Below are 13829 nucleotides of genomic sequence, written 5' to 3' on the forward strand. Positions count from 1 at the left end.
AACCATGTTTCGTCGTATCGCTACGCTAGCTTTTGTTGTGCTGCTGGGCGGTTGCCAGACCAGCCAGGTCAACCACGATTTTGATGCCAGCCGCGACTTCGGCGCCTACCGCAACTGGGCCTGGAAAGACCCGGCGCTGCAATACCGCCCCGATGATCCGCGGATCAAGAGCGACCTCACCGAACAACGCATCCGCCAGGCCGTGGGCGAACAGCTTGACCAGCGCGGCCTGCGCCCGGCAGCCGCAGGCACCCGGGCTGACCTGAACGTGCAGGCCTACCTGATCGTCGAAGACCGCCAGCAACAAGTCACCACCAACTATGGCGGCGCCTGGGGTGGCCCGTGGAACGGCTATTGGGGCGGGCCGATGTACAACGAAACACGCAACATCACCTACAAGGTGGCGACCATCCAGATCGACCTGCTCGACGGCAAGGACGGCAAGTTGGTGTGGCGCGGCAGTGATGAACAGATGATGAGCAGCACGCCCAACCCCCAGGATCGTAATAACGCGATTCGCACGACGGTGACCCGCATCCTCTCCAGCTATCCCCCGCATTGACCCTCTGCCGGAGCGCTGTGCTTGCGTCCGACTGCGCCTGTTTGCCATCAGGTTGATTTGTGGCGACTTGCCAGCGCTCCTATGAAGCCTTGTCTACACTCCACAGCATCTACGGAGAGTAAGCGCGAAGGAGTGCTCGATGTCTCCCCGACTTCGTTGCAGGCAGCGTGGTGCGATTGGCTTGATGGCGGCCTTGACGCTGGGTTTGGCGCTGGTTTTCCTGCTGCTGGTGGTCGACAGCGGCCGGCTCTATCTTGAAAAACGCAAACTGCAAGGCATTGCCGACATGGCCGCACTGGAAGCGGTGCAGCGCAACGGCGATTGCCTGGCGGCAAGCAACAACACCGCCAGCACCTTTGCTGGCGCCAGTGCTTCGCGCAATGGCTACATCATCCCGCCTGCCAATGCACTGGATGTTCGCTGCGGTTCGTTGACCACGGCGGCCTCGAATTTACGGGTCTTCTCCGCAGACGCCACCCAGCGCGATGCCATTCAGGTGATCGCTTCGCGCCCGGTGTTGACCAGTGTCGCCGGTGGCGTGTGGTCGCTGTTCAATGGCGGCGCCTACAGCCTGACCACGTTATTGACGGCCAGGGCCGTGGCCGCGCCGAAGATTCTGCCGCCCCAGGCGCAATTGACCATCAAGTCCACCCTGGTGTCGGTCAATTCCAACGATTCCGCGGCGTTGAACCTGCTGTTCGGCAAACTGTTGGGGGGTAACCTGTCGCTGGATGTTGCCAGCTGGCAGGGCCTGGTCGACAACAACATCAACCTGCTCGGTTATTTGAACCAGTTGGCTGTGAACGTGGGGGTACAGGCGGGCAATTATGACGAGTTGCTGGCCAAGAACCTCAAGCTCGGTCAACTGATCGATGCGGCGGTCACCGTCTTGCAGGCCGGCGCCGGCACCGCCACGGTGGCCGCCTCAGGGCTTGCGCAGATCAATGCGTTGGTGGGCAACCTCGACGTCACGTTGGGCAACGTGCTGCAGTTGCAGACGGGGGCGGTGGCCGCCGGGCTCAACACCACATTGAATGTGTTCCAACTGGCTGAAGCTTTTGTGCAACTGGCCAACAAGAAAAACGGGGTGGTCGCTGAAGTGCCGGTGACTATCCCGGGGGTGATCAACGCCAGCGTCAAGCTCAAGGTGATCGAACCGCCACAACTGTCGGCGATAGGCGACCCCACATACGCCAAGAACAAGACCGATGCGAGCACGCGGATTTATGTGCGCACGGCTCAGCTCAGCCTGGGGTTGACGGTGGCGCTTCCGCTGCTTAATACGCCTGCGGTGAATCTGGTATTGAACGGCTTGGTCAGCCCGCTTACGGATGTGTTGAACAATCTTCTCAGCCTGAATTTGGCCGGAACTGTCAGTTCGCTCCTTTGTGCGGTCGGAGGGACGCCTTGCCGGACCACCGACTTGAGGCTGCTGTCCTCCGCGACCGACCCTTCTGTGCCCAGTGTCGATGTGATTCTGGAACTGGGTATTGCTGAAAGCTATGTCACAGGGTTTACCTGTGCGAGCGATGCGACCAAAACGCTGACCACCCAAACCAACGCCTCGGTGGTGACCATCAAAATCGGCCAGAGCCCCACCCTGATCAATTCGTTGGGTACCAGTCCGCCGCTGGCGACGGTGCCACCACTGCCGGTGATCGACATCGGTGCGGTGACCTGCCTCAAGCCGTTGTTGGGGCTTGGCCCGACCACCTGCGATTACCCTAACCGCAAGGCGTTTTATGGCGGTGGGATTGGGATGCTTATCGACCCGGACTTGGGACCGATCACCGCCGCTGGTAGCGCCTACACCTACAACCAGCCACCGGAGATCAAGCAGCCACCGCTCTACCATGGGCTCTCGACCGCTAGTTTGGTGGCGTCCCTCGGGCAGGCGTTGCAAGGACGGTTGAAGTTCCAGGTTTACAAACCCACAGGCTTCAACCTGCTCGGCGGGTTATTGACAACCAGTGCCACGCTGCTCAACGACGTGAATACCACCCTGGGCAACGTTATCGGTACGGTGCTCAGCCCGATTGTCGACCCGCTGGTCAATGGCTTGCTGTCCACGCTGGGCATCAATCTGAACCAGGTGGAAGTCGGTGCCAACCTCAGTTGCAAACCCCACGGGCAGGCGGCACTGGTGATTTAAGCGTCCACGATGGGTAACTCCACACAAAACCTGGCGCCTGCTTCGCCATTGACGACACTCAAGCGGCCGCCCATGTTTTCCACAATTCCGTAGCTCACTGATAAGCCCAGTCCTGTCCCCACGCCAATGGGCTTGGTGGTGAAAAACGGTTCGAAAATTCGCTCCAGCAGGCGTGGGTCGATACCGCCGCCGTTGTCCTCTACCCAGATCCGCACATGCCGCGTGTCCTGCTCGCAACGCAGCGCGATCCAGGGGCGCAGCGCCGGGTTTGTTTCGCGCTGGCTCAACAGGGCATCGCGGGCGTTGACCATCAGGTTGATCAGCACTTGTTCCAACTGATCGACATAGCCTTTGACCTCCACCCGTGCGTCCGACAGGGTGACACGCACATCCACCCCCTTGCCACGCAAGCCTTCGTTGAGCAGTGACAGCGTGCCCTCGACAGCCTGCGTCGGGTCGAAGGGATGTTGCTCCATTTCCGAGCGCCGGCCGAATACCCGCATATGGTCCACCACCCGCGCTGCGCGTTGCACCTGGGCATCGATGCGCTGGAGTTTTTCGGTGAGGTAATCGACCCCGGCGTTGCCGTCGCCAAGGCGCTTGAGCACATTGACGATGGCCATGCGCATCACGTTCAGCGGCTGGTTGATCTCGTGGGCCAGGCCCGTGGCCATTTCGCCGAGGGTGGCCATCTTGGCGCTTTGGGTCAGCTGTTGCTGGGAACGGCGCACTTCCGTGTTGTCGCGACCCACCGCTTGTACTTCCACCAGCGCGCCATGCTCATCAAACACGCCGCGGTCCGACCACACCCACCAGGCATGCTCGCGCCCAGGCAGTTCAAGGCTGATTTCAGCAGTGCTGACCGGGAATTCCGGGGTCAGCTGGCGGATGCGTTGCACAAAGGCCTGGCGCTGTTCCTCCGACAGCCAATGCCCAAGGTTCATCCCCGGCAGTTGTGTGGGCAGGCATTCCAGGTAGTTGGCCAGTGGCGTGTTGCCGAAGGTCAGTGTCAGGTCCGGGCGGTAGCGGCAGATCATCGCCGGCGAGTCTTCCACCAGGATGCGGTAGCGCTCTTCGCTTTGCTTGATGTGCTCGGCGGCCAGGGTCGCGTCGGTGACGTCCAGCCAAAGGCCGACGGCTTCGACCGGTAAACCGAGGTCATCGCGCAGCAGCTTGGCTTCGTCGAGCAGCCAATGGTAATGACCCTGTTTGTCACACACGCGGTAGCGGCTGCGCACATTGCCTTCACGCAGCAGTTGGCGGGTGCGTTCGAAGTACAGGTCGCGGTCCTCGGGATGGATCCATTCGATGAGGGTGGCCGGCGTGCACTCGGCGAGGGTGCGGCCGAGCAGAGGCAGCAGGCTGTCACTGAAAAACAGCGGCTGCAGGGTGCCTTCTACATACCGTTGCACGTAGATGATTGCCGGGGAGCTGGCGATCAGGTTATCCAGCCGTGCGTGGGCGGCGGCGGCCTGTTGCTGCTGGTTTTTTATGTCGCTGATGTCGAGCATGAAGCCGATCACTCGACGGCTGTTTCCTGCGCCCAATGCCAGGCCTTGAACGCGATACCAGATGGGGCTTTGGGCCGAGTCCAGGCGATGCAGGCGCACGCTGGCAGACACCGGCTTGCTCAGGGTCTGCAAGTCCAGCAGGCGGCTGGCAAGCTCCTGGCGATCAGCGGGGTGGATCAGCATCAGCCAGTCTGTCAGGGCCATACGTGGGGTGCTGTGGTGGGGGCTCAGGTGCTGCAGCAACTGCGGGGCCAGCTGTATGTCTTCAGTGTCTGCCGGCAGCTCCCACCAGCCGGTGCCCAGTAAACCTTGCAGGGCTTCGAGCCGCTCCAATTGCTGCTGATGACGCTGCTCGCGAAGGCGGCTGAGCAGAGGTGCGGCGAGGGCCGCAGTCAGCTGTAGCCAGGCGCGTTCACTGGCTTGTTCTTCGTCACGATAAAAACCGCAGAGCAGCCAGGCGGCAACGCCATGCTCGTCACGGTAGGGCACCAGGAAGCCCTCGGCATTGGCGAAAACCCCTTGCAGGCGTGGATGTTCGCTGAGGCCCTGGTTCAGGGTCAGGCTCAAGGGGGTCTTACTGTCCAGGCTATCCAAGGCCGTTCCCAGGGATTGCCCGTCGTGCCACAGCGGCGGTGCATCGTGGGCGCGATAATGGCTATGAACCAGCCAGCCCTGGTCGTTTTCGTCGAGCAGGGCAATGGCGACACAGGGAATCTGCCAGTGCTGGGCGATATTTTGCAGGTTGTCCTGCAGCACCTCGGGCAAGCGCGTCAGGCTGCAAACCCGCAGTCGCTCGCTGATCTGGTCACTCAGGTACTGATTCTGCTCGATGCCTTCAGCCAAATGCCGGTGGGCGATCAAGTCGCCGATGTCCAACAGCTGCAGCAGCCACCCATCACCTTGAGGCTCAATCCAACCTCGGGTTTGCACGGGTCGCCCGCCGTACCCCTTGAAATCCAGGTCCAGGCTCTGCCCCTGCCAGTCGCCGGGGTTGCCCTCGATCACGACGGCGCTGTGGTCTTGCACATAGTCCAGCAGCGGCACCGGGTGTTGCGGGTCAGGCGTCTTTGCCAAACGATGACGTAGCGTTCCGTGGGTTTGCACCACCCGACCGAGGTTGTCCAGCTGGATGTGCAGGCCGACATGCATGGGTGGCTGGGCCGACGAGGCATGGAGGCCAGGAGGGCGGCCCATGAGTCGATCGAAAAACCTTTCCCCGGCGGTCAAAACTGCAGGCTCGCTTGGGCGGAGAGTGTCGCAGGCAAGTTGGGCACGGTGCCGAGGCCTGGCAGGACCAGAAAGGGCAAGACGCTTTTAAGGTTGTCGGAGGGGTAGTTGATTTGTACGGTCAGCATGCCGGTGCCCGAATAGGTGGCTGTGACATACGCGGGCACGAATTTGAAGGCGGGGGGCAGCCATTGCAGTTGTGCCTGGGCGGCGGCGATTGCGCGGTTTTTCAGGGCATCGGCGTAGCCTGGGGTGGTGGGGTCCAGGGCCACGCCGCGCCTCACGCCTTCCGCCGTTGCCTGGTTGAATGACTGCAACAGCAGCAGTGGCAGGCTGTAACTGAGCAAACCGTAAAACACGGCAAAAAAAATCATGAATACCATCGCGAACTCAAGCGCGGCGGCACCTTTCTGTTTTCGAGGGAGGCCTTTTTTCATGACTGCGTCTACCCTGACAACCACTACCTGATGTCAGCATAGAATCATTCAGCGGAAAGGGATTTTTTTTACGTGATTCAGAGCCTGTTGCTGTTTGTTTGGCTGGCGTTGTGTGCGGTGCAGGATGTCCGTGAACGTCAGATCGCCAACCGCCTGACCCTGGGTGGGTTGCTGCTGGCTTGGCTCTACGTGCTCTGGAGCGGTACTACCTGGCTTGGCGCTTCGGCTGCCGAGGGTGGGTGGGCGTTTGGCTTGGCGCTGCTGTTGAGCCTGCCCGGCTATGCCTTGGGCCGGTTGGGGGCGGCGGATGTGAAATTACTGGCGGCTCTGGGGGTGGCGACCAATAGCGACTACTTGCTGGGCACTTTTGTCGGTGCGGGGACGGCAAGTGTGGCGTGGCTGTTATTGGCGCCGAGGGCGTGGCCGCTGATGAATCAGGGGGTTAGAAACGCTTTGCAGTCCCTTCAGCCGCTGGCGTCAAACAAGCAGCCCTTTGCGCCTTTTCTGTTTGTGGGATTCGCCCTGGCATGGGTTTGGATCCATTAGTCGTGACGTAGGCTGGTGCTATGTACATAGTCAGAAAGTACGTCTACGTTTGTAGTTACGTTGTTCGGAAAAATTAAGCGGAGCAATGGATCGGTTGGTCTTTGGCTTGCCCAGGCATGGAGTTGCGCGTGAACAAGCTTACCTCTGAAGTGAAAGTGCTGGTTGTCGATGATCAGCCTCTGATTGTGGAAGAACTCTGCGAGTTTCTGGAAAGTAGCGGTTATCGTTGCACCCCTTGTCACTCAAGCCTTGATGCGGTCGAGCGTTTTCGCGAAGACGCCGGAATCGGCCTGGTGCTGTGCGACCTGCATATGCCGGACATGGACGGTATCGAGTTGGTGCAGGAGTTGCAGCGCCTGGCCGGCAAGCAGCGCGTGTTCGAAGCGATCATGCTGACGGGGCGCGCCGACAAGCAGGATGTCATCAAGGCGTTGCGCGCAGGAATTGCGGACTACTATCAGAAACCGATCAACCTCAATGAACTGCTCGAAGGTTTGCAGCGCCAGGAGGCGGTGCTGCAAGAGCGGCACAAAAACCTGGAACTGGGGCAGTTGAACCAGAAGCTGCAGTACCTCTCGGCGTCTATCGATGATCTGTATCACGATCTCGACAAAGTACGCAGCAGCCCTCAGCCCTTGGCTGTCTCGAGCGTTGAGGACGGCGAAGCCGCCGACGTCGAGATTCCGGTGATTTTCAAACAACTGTCACCGCGCCAACTGGATGTCGCCAGGCTGGTGGGCAAGGGGCAGACCAACTACCAGATTGCCTGTGAGCTGGGCATCACGGAAAACACCGTGAAGCTCTATGTGTCCCAGGTGCTGCGCCTGACGCACATGCATAACCGCACGCAACTGGCGTTGGCGCTGTCACCCAGTGGTGCTTCGATACGCCAACGGGTGAGCGCCCACTGACTATTTGCTACCACCACCCGCTGAGTTGCCGCCTTGTTTCTGCTCGTAATACTCGGGAATCGCGTGTTTGTAGCTGTCCATCAGGCGCTGCATGGCGTTCTCGCGCTCAGCGGGGGTGGCCTTCTGCGGTGTGGAGGAGGCCATTTGGCCGCTGAGCTGCAGCTGTAGCCAGCGTTCGGTCTGTTGCTGCTGCGGTGATGAGGGGCCGGGCTCGATGGCCTGGGCGGCCAGGGGCAGCGTTGCCAGCAGCAGGTTGGCGAGCAGTGTGAGTTTCATAGGGGCACTCCCTGATGACTTACTGGATAGGCGCCGGCAAGGCCTTGCTGACCGTCGCCATCTGGGCATTGGATGGCGATGCCGGTGAACGTTTGAGCTGCTGCGCCCGGGCCTGGGCCTGGGTGACTTGATCAGGACTCAACCCCATGCGTCCGGCCACTTGTGCCGCCTGGCCCCAGTTGTCCTGGTAAATCAGCAGGGTCACCAGGTTGACGGCGGCCAACTGATTGCCTTGGTTGAGTTCCATGGCGGTGAGGAATTCGAAACGTGCATCGTTCATGCGCAGCTGGTTGAGGTAGACCACGCCCAAGTCATTGCGGATCTTTTCATCGGTGGGCGACAGCCTGGCGGCCTGTTGCAGATGCGCCATGGCTTGAGCGTTGTCACCCCTGGCGACGGCCAATTGCCCGAGGCCGTGTTCGCCTTCCGCCGACAAGCATGTGCCCAGCAGGGTTTTGTACAGCGGCTCTGCCTCGTTACGCCCCAGCAATCGGTAGACCTTGGCCTTGCGCAGGCGTACCTGGGGCAGGCTGTCCGACATGTTTTGCAGATTGGCCAGGCTGGCGTGCAGCTTGCCGTCGTTGGCCATGTCGTCGGCAAGGTTCAGCGAAAGTTCCTGGTCGGCGCTGGGCTTGGAGCAACTGCCGTGAGCGGTGAACCCCGCCCAGGGCGTCTGGCCCAGGTTTGCGCAACCGCCCAACAGCAACAAGCCGCATGCAGCAATCAGTGCTTTCATCGTGTGTCCTTTCAAGGCCCCATGGCCTTCGATATGGCGATAAAGCCGGGGCCGGCCAATACAATCAGCAACGCCGGAAACAGAAAAACCATCATCACCACGGACATCTTCGCCGACATCTTGGAGATGAATTCCTGCATGCGCGTCAGGCGACGGTCGTCCAGCAGTTGCTTGAGCGCCTGCAACGATTTCATGGCGCCGCCACCCTGGTACAGAAGCTGTTGCAGAATCGAACAGGTATCGCTGAATTCATCGACGCCGAGCATCAGGCTGGCCTTGCTCAACTCTTCGCCAAGCTCCAGGCCCGAGTCCACCCGGGCCAGCACAATGCGTAATTCCGAGGTGAGCACCGGCAGCAGTTTTTGCGCTTCATGGGCCATCACCCGCAGGGTCTGCTCAACGGCCATGCCTGATTCAAACAGGATCCTCAGCAGCGGAATAAAGGTCGAGACCTCTTGGGCAATCTGTTCCTGGCGACGTTTGGCCAGCGCCGCGAGCACGCGCTTGGGCAGCAAGTAACCCGTGGCCAGCCCCAGGAACGGCGCGAGCCATACGGGGTCGGCCTCCGCGAAAAACACGCCCTGTATCAACAGTGTCAGGCCCAGCAGCAACAGCGGCGTCGCCACTTGGCAGGCAGCAAACATCGAGCGCTGACCGGCCCTGCGCCAGCCGAGTCGGTTGAGCAGAGTTTGGGTTTCGTTATCGAGGCTGATGGTGCGTTGGCCAATCCGGGTGTTGCCCAACTGGCGCAACCACTGGCTTATCTTGTCTTCACGCGTGGTTTCGCCCTGCAATCGGGAGGTGACCAGGCGCTGCTGGCGACGTTGCGCCAGGATATTGCCGACCACCAGCAACAGCGCGGCAAAAAATAATAATGCGCTGAGCAGCAGGGCCATGTCAGACGCTCCTCAGCATGCGCCAGAGCGCGACGCAACCGAAGACCTGCATGAGGAACGCACCGACCAGCATCCAGCGGCCACTGTCATCCGTCCACATCCCCACCAGATACGTCGGGTTGGTCAGCAGGAAGTAGCCGGCAACGCTGACCGGCAGCAGCGCCAGCACCACCGCTGTCACCCGGGTTTCCCCGGTCATCGCCCGCAGTTGACGGGCGCCCTGGTCCCGTTCGCGGATCAGCTTGATCAGGTTTTCCAGCAGTTCGCTGGCGTTGCCGCCGTAGCGATGATTGACCTTCAGGCCGAGGGCAAACAGGCGCAGTTCATCCTGTTCATAAAACTCGGCAAAGTCGTGCACGGCTTCCGGCAGGCTGACCCCGAGGATGACGTTGCGCTTGATACGCCCCATGGACCTCTTCAGCGGGTCGTCACTGGCCTCTATGCCACCCAGTACGGCATCCGCCAGCGTGCGTCCGGATTTGAGGCTGCGCACGGCATGGTCCAGCAGTTGCGGCAATTGCTCGATCATCCGACGCAAACGGCGTTGGTAGCGCAGGGCGAGGTAGAACCGCAGGATCAGCGGCGGCAGCAAAAGCATCGCCAGCAGGCCCAGCCATTGAGCGGCGAGCACACCCAGCACCACGCCCAAGCCCCATAGTGTGAGCCATAGCCCCAGGCGTTCGGTGGGTTTGCCCAACCCGGCGCGAATGAACATGCGCTCAAGGCTGGTCACCACGGTCTTGTCATTCAACGCCTGGGGCTGGCCCTGGCCGAGACGCTCCATCACACGATCGGTCCGGGCCTGGCGCAAGCCACTGCGCATCAGGCGCGTGGCCAGCAACAGCATGCCCAGGGAGATCAACGCGAGTAGGATCGGACCGATCATCAGGCGTCTCCTACAGTGGCATGGGGATTTCGCGGCGCAATTTGTCGCCGGCGGGGTTGACGGCATCGCGCAGGAACCCGAACCCGGTGCGTTTGTCATGGCGGAACAGCGTGTTGGTGACATACACGTCATCACGCACACCCACCACTTCCACCACTTCACTGACGCAACGGCGGCCGTCGGGCAGGCGAGTCAGTTGAATCACCACATCCAGTGCCGCGCAGACCATCTGGCGTAGGGTTTTTTCCGCGATCACGCGACCGGTGAGACCCACCAGCGTCTCCAGGCGCAGCAACGCATCCTGTGCGTTGTTGGCGTGCACGGTGCTCATCGAACCGTCGTGGCCGGTGTTCATCGCCGTGAGGACGTCGAGCACTTCCACGCCACGAATCTCACCCAGAATGATGCGATCCGGGCGCATCCGCAGGGCGTTGCGAATCAGGTCGCTGGCCTTCACTTCACCGTGCCCCTCGGCATTCGGCGGACGGGTTTCCAGGCGCACCACGTGGGGGTGGCCCAGTTGCAGTTCGGCCACGTCTTCGATGGTGACGAGCCGCTCATGGGGGTTGATCAGTTGGCTCAGGATGTTCAGCAGCGTGGTTTTTCCCGTGCCGGTACCGCCGCTGATCAGAATGTTGCAGCGCTTGCCGACGGACTCCTGGAAGAACTCGAAAATCGCCTGGTCGATCGTCTGCATGGCCATCAGGTCGGTGCTTTTGAGCATGTCCTTGCGAAATTTTCGGATCGACAGGCAGGGGCCGTCCAGGGCAATCGGCGGAATGATCGCATTGACCCGGCTGCCGTCCGGCAACCGCGCATCGACCATCGGCGACGACTCGTCCAGGCGCCGCCCCAGCGGCGCCAGGATGCGCTGTATGACCCGCTCCACGTGGTGGTCGTCGATAAAGCGCAGGTCGCTCTGGTGTAACAGGCCATCGCGTTCGATGAACACGCGATGGGGGCCGTTGACCAGGATTTCGGTGACGGACGCGTCGCGCAGCAGCACCTCCAGCGGCCCGAACCCGGTGAGTTCATCGACAAGCTCTTCTGCAAGACGCTCCATTTCGTAGCGGGAGACCGCCAGGTGCATGCGGGTGATGTACTCGGCGACCTTATCCGTCACAAATTGCGCCAGGGTTTGGCGGGTGCCTTCCAGCAGGTTTTTTCCCGACTCCTCGATGGCATCGATGATATAGCGGTGCAGGACCAGCTTGAGGCCGTCGTGATCGGTGTTGCCTGGCGCGCCGCGTAACGGTACGCCGAACAGTTTCTCGCTGCTCATTTTGTGCTCCAGAGCCGGGTGAACCAGTTGGCCGGTGGTTTCTCAAGGCCCTCGGAATGTTTGGCCAGACGCTCGCCGAGGGTACGCAGGCCTTGGGTCAACGGCTCCCGTGGCGACAGGGAAAACAAGGTCTGGCCTTGGTTTTTGGCATTCAGGCGGATTTCTGCGCTCAGGGGCAGTACGGCAATCACCTCCAGGCCGAAGGTTTTGCCCAGCGCTTCGGCCTCCGGAGCGGCGCCTTTGATATAGCGATCGACCAGCAGGCGTCCGTGCTCCAGTTTCATGCCTTTTTCGCGCCATCGATTGAGCACCGCGAGGTTGCGCCGGCAGTCGAGCACGCTTTGATCGGTGCACCACAGCAGCTTGTCGCAGTGGCTGACAAAGGTGCGCAGCGCTTCGCTGTCCGGTTGCCCGGCAAGGTTCACCACAATGTGCTGAAAGTGTTGGCGCAGTGCGCTGAGCAGCATATACAGCTCGGCGGCGCTGGTTTGCTCCAGTGCTTCGTCGCCGTCGGTGTAGGCCAGGATGCGCAGGCCGGCTTCGGTTGAGGTGAAGGCGCTGTTGATCAGGGTCGCATCCAGGCGCCGCAAGTGGCGCAGGGCATCCCCGAAGTGAAACGAGCTTTCCAGGCCCAGCAACGCCAGGCTGTCGCCCCGGGGCAGGCCCAGGTCCAGCACCAGAGTTTGCTGCCCGCTTTTTTGCACCACCTGAGCCAGGTGGAGAGCGAGCAATGCGCCGTCGGTACCGCATTGAGTGCCATACAGCACCGTGAGACCGCCCAGGTGGGTAGTATGGGTGACCGCCGGCAGGCGTTTGCTCAGGCGTCGCACCAGGCCCGCGACTTCGCTGGAGCGCGAGCCATAGGCGACAAAGTCACGTGCGCCGGCGCGCATGGCATTGAGGACGAGTTGATTGTCCATGCCGTCGCCCAACGCAACGATGGCCAGCATGGGCTTGGCTTCCAGTGCCCCTTCGATCAGGGCGCACTGTGTGGTGACGTTTTCTCGGTCCAGGCCGATGAAGACCAGGTTGGCGAAGGTCACGTCGACCAGCGCCAGCAACTCGTCGAGGCTGCCGCCTGCGCTGACCACTTGGCCCAGCGGTGCAAGAGCGCCCTGAAGCCATTCGAGGTCTGTGCTGTTGCGCGTGATGGCCAGGAATGTCTGGCTCAGGCTCTCGCTCATTGGGAAAGCCCCGTGCGCCGGTCGAAGTTGCCATTTTCGAGGAAGAACAGGCGGTACCAGTTCGGGTCGTAGCTGCGCAGTTTTTCGCCGGGCAGGGAGGGCAACTGCGCGTCGGCGGCCAGGGGTTGCACAAGGTGCGGGGTGACGATCATCAGCAGCTCTTTTTCTTCGCGGCTGATGTTGGAGTCACGGAAGAATGCCCCCAACACCGGGATATCGCCCAGCCCGGGAAACTTGTTGATGGTGGAGCGGTTGTTGGTGCTGATCAGGCCACTGATGACAAAGCTTTCACCATCGGCCAGCGACACGCTGGTGTCGGTACGCCGCACGGTGAGGGCGGGGACCTGGATACCCTGGATCTGCACCGCGTTGCTGTAGTCCAGCTCGCTGACTTCAGGGGCCACCTTGAGGGTGATGCGGTTTCGGTCGACCACCGTGGGGGTGAGGGTCAAACGAATACCGAACTCTTTGTACTCGATGGAGATCGTGTCGCTGCCCGCGCTGGGCACCGGAATCGGCACCTCACCACCGGCCAGGAAGGTTGCACTTTGCCCGCTCAGGGCGACCAGGCTGGGGCGCGCCAGGGTATAGGCAAAGCCGCTGCTTTCCAGGGCGTTGATCATGGCCGAGACTCGCCCGCCGCCAAAACCGATATTGAAGTTGGACGCGCTCACTGGCAGGGCCGGCGTGCCGGCACTGGGCACGGTCAGGTTGGGGCTGCCGATGAGGAAGTTCTTGCCGATCCCCAGGATCGAGGTACTCGCTTCCTTGAGCTTGGAGCGGCTGACTTCGACAAAACGGATGTCGGTCTGCACCTGACTGGGCAACGAGGGATCTTCCGAGGGCGACAGCGACAGGCTGGTCAGCGCCGAGGTGGCTTTGCCTTTGACGAACACCATGCTCTGGCGTGGGCTACTCGAACATGCCGTCCAGATCATCAGGCTGGTGGCCCCCTGGGAGACGCCGGTGAGCAGGAACGCCTGGTTACCGTTGACTTGAACGTCGGCGATTTTTGGATCACCAACGGCCAGCCGGGTAATGGCCACCGGGGATTGCAGGGCTTGTTGCATGCCCTCACCGACTTCAAGCGTAGCGGGCAATTGGCCCAGGCTGCTGCAGTTGCCGGTTGCCGCCTGTGCGCTGCCGATCCCCAGCAGGATGACGAGGGCCCAGAAAGCGCGTGAAAAAAACCGCACGGAACGACTGCTCATTCAAGGCATCCT

Annotated in this window: 13 protein-coding genes; 4 read left to right on the forward strand and 9 right to left on the reverse strand. The window is 61.3% G+C overall.

The annotated features are described in order from the left end of the window. The first annotated feature begins 4 nt into the window (after positions 1-4). Together J3D60_RS24705 and J3D60_RS24710 are read left to right on the forward strand one after the other, a co-directional pair. The gene (locus tag J3D60_RS24705; RefSeq protein WP_027607982.1) at positions 5-562 is read left to right on the forward strand and encodes a DUF4136 domain-containing protein; all 558 of its coding nucleotides are present in this window, start codon (positions 5-7) and stop codon (positions 560-562) included. A 139-nt stretch (positions 563-701) separates the two neighbouring features. Beyond that, entirely contained in the window at positions 702-2714 is a 2013-nt protein-coding gene (locus tag J3D60_RS24710; RefSeq protein ID WP_253493138.1) for a pilus assembly protein TadG-related protein, read from the forward strand. On the opposite strand, the gene J3D60_RS24715 is transcribed toward J3D60_RS24710, so the two are convergent. Together J3D60_RS24715 and J3D60_RS24720 are read right to left on the reverse strand one after the other, a co-directional pair. After that, positions 2711-5452, reverse strand: a complete 2742-nt coding sequence (locus tag J3D60_RS24715; protein WP_253493139.1) for an ATP-binding protein — start codon at positions 5450-5452, stop codon at positions 2711-2713. The genes J3D60_RS24710 and J3D60_RS24715 overlap by 4 nt on opposite strands. Beyond that, positions 5449-5889 carry a TadE/TadG family type IV pilus assembly protein gene (locus tag J3D60_RS24720; RefSeq protein WP_065940950.1) on the reverse strand — a complete coding sequence of 147 codons (441 nt, stop codon included), beginning with the start codon at positions 5887-5889 and terminating at the stop codon, positions 5449-5451. The genes J3D60_RS24715 and J3D60_RS24720 overlap by 4 nt, the downstream gene beginning before the upstream one ends. A 72-nt stretch (positions 5890-5961) precedes the next feature. Between J3D60_RS24720 and J3D60_RS24725 the strand changes: the two genes are divergently transcribed. Both J3D60_RS24725 and J3D60_RS24730 read left to right on the forward strand, forming a co-directional pair. Continuing rightward, positions 5962-6435 (forward strand): prepilin peptidase, encoded by a 474-nt coding sequence (locus J3D60_RS24725; protein ID WP_253493140.1) that lies wholly within the window; start codon positions 5962-5964, stop codon positions 6433-6435. Between the two features lie 128 nt (positions 6436-6563). Continuing rightward, positions 6564-7346 (forward strand): response regulator transcription factor, encoded by a 783-nt coding sequence (locus tag J3D60_RS24730; protein ID WP_065940987.1) that lies wholly within the window; start codon positions 6564-6566, stop codon positions 7344-7346. On the opposite strand, the gene J3D60_RS24735 is transcribed toward J3D60_RS24730, so the two are convergent. Genes J3D60_RS24735 through J3D60_RS24765 form a run of 7 tightly spaced genes read right to left on the reverse strand, consistent with a single transcriptional unit; the run spans position 7347 to position 13817 of the window. After that, positions 7347-7622: a DUF3613 domain-containing protein gene (locus tag J3D60_RS24735; protein WP_065940952.1), complete on the reverse strand. Its 276-nt coding sequence runs from the start codon at positions 7620-7622 to the stop codon at positions 7347-7349. It lies immediately after the preceding gene. Between the two features lie 19 nt (positions 7623-7641). Next, positions 7642-8358 (reverse strand): lipopolysaccharide assembly protein LapB, encoded by a 717-nt coding sequence (locus tag J3D60_RS24740; RefSeq protein ID WP_253493142.1) that lies wholly within the window; start codon positions 8356-8358, stop codon positions 7642-7644. A gap of 11 nt (positions 8359-8369) precedes the next feature. Continuing rightward, positions 8370-9254, reverse strand: a complete 885-nt coding sequence (locus J3D60_RS24745; protein WP_065940954.1) for a type II secretion system F family protein — start codon at positions 9252-9254, stop codon at positions 8370-8372. A 1-nt stretch (position 9255) separates the two neighbouring features. Next, positions 9256-10140 (reverse strand): type II secretion system F family protein, encoded by an 885-nt coding sequence (locus tag J3D60_RS24750; protein WP_065940955.1) that lies wholly within the window; start codon positions 10138-10140, stop codon positions 9256-9258. A gap of 10 nt (positions 10141-10150) precedes the next feature. Next, complete coding sequence (locus J3D60_RS24755) at positions 10151-11422, reverse strand: CpaF family protein (RefSeq protein ID WP_065940956.1); 1272 nt, start codon at positions 11420-11422, stop codon at positions 10151-10153. Then, positions 11419-12606 carry a pilus assembly protein gene (locus J3D60_RS24760; RefSeq protein WP_065940957.1) on the reverse strand — a complete coding sequence of 396 codons (1188 nt, stop codon included), beginning with the start codon at positions 12604-12606 and terminating at the stop codon, positions 11419-11421. Before J3D60_RS24760 ends, J3D60_RS24755 begins: the two co-directional genes overlap by 4 nt. Continuing rightward, complete coding sequence (locus J3D60_RS24765) at positions 12603-13817, reverse strand: type II and III secretion system protein family protein (protein WP_065940958.1); 1215 nt, start codon at positions 13815-13817, stop codon at positions 12603-12605. The genes J3D60_RS24760 and J3D60_RS24765 overlap by 4 nt, the downstream gene beginning before the upstream one ends. Positions 13818-13829 lie beyond the last annotated feature (12 nt).

It is taken from the genome of Pseudomonas sp. S3E17, from assembly GCF_024168685.1.
In the GTDB taxonomy this organism is placed as follows: Bacteria; Pseudomonadota; Gammaproteobacteria; order Pseudomonadales; family Pseudomonadaceae; genus Aquipseudomonas; species Aquipseudomonas marginalis.